Source organism: Paraburkholderia sp. RL17-373-BIF-A (genome assembly GCF_046030175.1).
Taxonomy (GTDB): Bacteria; Pseudomonadota; Gammaproteobacteria; order Burkholderiales; family Burkholderiaceae; genus Paraburkholderia.
Genome location: NZ_JARESO010000213.1, coordinates 1 through 2,154 on the forward strand (window position 1 = coordinate 1; position 2,154 = coordinate 2,154).

3 protein-coding genes are annotated in these 2,154 nt (G+C 59.5%); 2 read left to right on the forward strand and 1 reads right to left on the reverse strand.

Features of this window, described 5'->3' with window-relative positions; translation table 11 throughout:
- Positions 1-444, reverse strand: a 444-nt coding sequence (locus P0D80_RS49700; protein WP_408295975.1) for a CreA family protein, incomplete at its 3' end; no start/stop codon positions are given.
- A 265-nt stretch (positions 445-709) separates the two neighbouring features.
- Between P0D80_RS49700 and P0D80_RS49705 the strand changes: the two genes are divergently transcribed.
- The gene (locus P0D80_RS49705; protein WP_408295969.1) at positions 710-1,183 is read left to right on the forward strand and encodes a carboxypeptidase-like regulatory domain-containing protein; all 474 of its coding nucleotides are present in this window, start codon (positions 710-712) and stop codon (positions 1,181-1,183) included.
- A gap of 44 nt (positions 1,184-1,227) precedes the next feature.
- A partial coding sequence (locus tag P0D80_RS49710; protein ID WP_408295972.1) for an HAD-IC family P-type ATPase occupies positions 1,228-2,154 on the forward strand: 927 nt, incomplete at its 3' end.

The window sequence follows — 2,154 nt, forward strand, 5'->3', positions numbered from 1 at the left end:
ACGGATCACATAGATGCGACCCGGCAAGTCTCCTGCAACCTCGTCTTCGTTGTACGTGAAGTAGACAAGTGAGTGACGTTCGGTGTCCAGTACCCGGATTACATGGAGCGAGTCGAAAGTTGGATCTGACTCGGCCGTGAATACTTGCGCTTGCCTGGGAACAGCTTCGCCAACGCGGATGTTGCCTGTCTGATGGCAGGATGCCGTCAGGTCCGTCCCATGGGTGATGCGTCCACTTCCCAATGCGCCCTCGGAATGCGACTCTGACACATAGCAGGTCACGCCTTTCACGAGGGGATCGTCGTAAGCCGAAATGTCGATGTGAGAACCATATCGCTGGGTATGCGTTTCAATCGTCGCCAGCTCTTTGGCTATAACAGTGGTAGACGAAAATATCAGCAGTGCGCCCAGGATGCTCGCCCGCCCTGGAACCAGCTTGATCATCATCCACCTCCGGGTATTCGATAGTCAGATCTTCGGTCGCGCAACGCCGCAGCGACGGATAGCTGACTTCAGGCTATTTCACCCGGAAGTCAGCTACTTGACGCAGGTCAACGCATACGTGTTCGCCTGGCGTCATTCTGAAAATGGATCTGGGGTTTGCACAGGGCGCCTTTCGGCAGCAAATTGAACATTCCTGGTCCAGGCGCCAACAAACCACGGTTTCGGTCGGCCGCATCGCAAGAAAGTTCGCATATCGAGGATTGCCATGTTCAGGAACCGCCGTTTTTCGTTGCTTCTACCTTTCCTCGTCTGCCTCTGCGCAAATGGTGCTGCGCTCGCGCAATCGTTACCGCAACCCGCTTCGCAAAACGGCGTCTCCTATATAACCGGTGGTGTGGGCCAAGATGAAGTTCAGGCATTCCGCGCCGCAGCTCCAGGCTACAACCTTCGCATGACGTTCGCGGCGAAGACAGGGAGCTATCTGTCCGACGTCGATGTAACGATAACGTCGGGAGCCGGACGGCCAGTCCTGACCGTTCGGACAGAGGGACCGTTCCTCTTTGTCCGTCTACCTGCAGGGCGCTATCAGATTGTGGCGCAAAGGCGTCACATCACGGAAACCAGAAGGGTCCAGGTACCCGCACGTGGCGGAGCTGAATTGCGTTTCTACTGGGACGATCCGGATCGTCACGGAGTCGTGCACATCTGTAAAAGCTGTCCAGATTCGGGCCGTCCCTGAGCGGCCTGTTCCGCTTCGCAATCCGCCTACTGATCGACACCAGAATGCAGACAAATCCCGTTGAGCCCGTCCCGGTTGTAGTCTCTGCCCACGGCGAATTGGCACCGCCGGCCGGGCACGCCGACAGGAAGCGTGGGCTGTCGAGCGCGCGGGTGGAAGAGCAGCGTGCCCGCTTCGGCCGCAACGTCGTGGACTCAACGGCGCGGCGCACCTGGTGGCAGACCCTGTGGGAGGTACTCCGTGAGCCCATGTTCCTTCTGTTGCTCGCTGCGAGCGGTATCTATTTTGTGCTCGGGGACGTTTCGGAAGCGCTGACGCTCCTCGCGTTCGTGATGGGGATCGTCTTTCTCACGGTTTTTCAAAGTCACCGCACCGCGCAGGTTCTCGACTCTCTTCGCGAGCTGTCCGCGCCCCGCGCGCAGGTACTTCGAGACGGGCAACGGCAACTCGTGTCCGCAGCCGAACTGGTACCAGGCGACGTGGTTTTCGTCGACGAAGGCGCACGCGTGCCCGCTGACGGCGCCGTGACGGAGGCTCACGAACTGAGCGTAGACGAGTCGCTGCTGACAGGCGAGTCCGTTTCGGTGAACAAGTCCGTGGCGCGAGCCAATGCACTTCCGGAGGAGGATCCTGGCGGGCAGCTTTTTTTCGGGTCAATGGTGGTGCAGGGTCAGGGGCAGATGGTCGTGACTGCGACGGGGCCGAATACGACGCTCGGTCGCATTGGCAAGTCGTTGACCGGTATCACGGAAGCCCGCTCGCCGTTGCAACTGGAGACGAGAACATTCGTCAATCGCTTTGCGCTGGCTGCGATCGCACTGTGTCTGCTGCTCGTCGCAGCCTATCGTTGGCGCTCCGGGGAATGGCTTCCGGGCGTGCTCGCCGGGATCACGCTGGCCATGGGGATTCTTCCCGAAGAGATTCCGGTGATACTGACCGTGTTCATGGCACTAGGGGCTCGCCGCATTGCT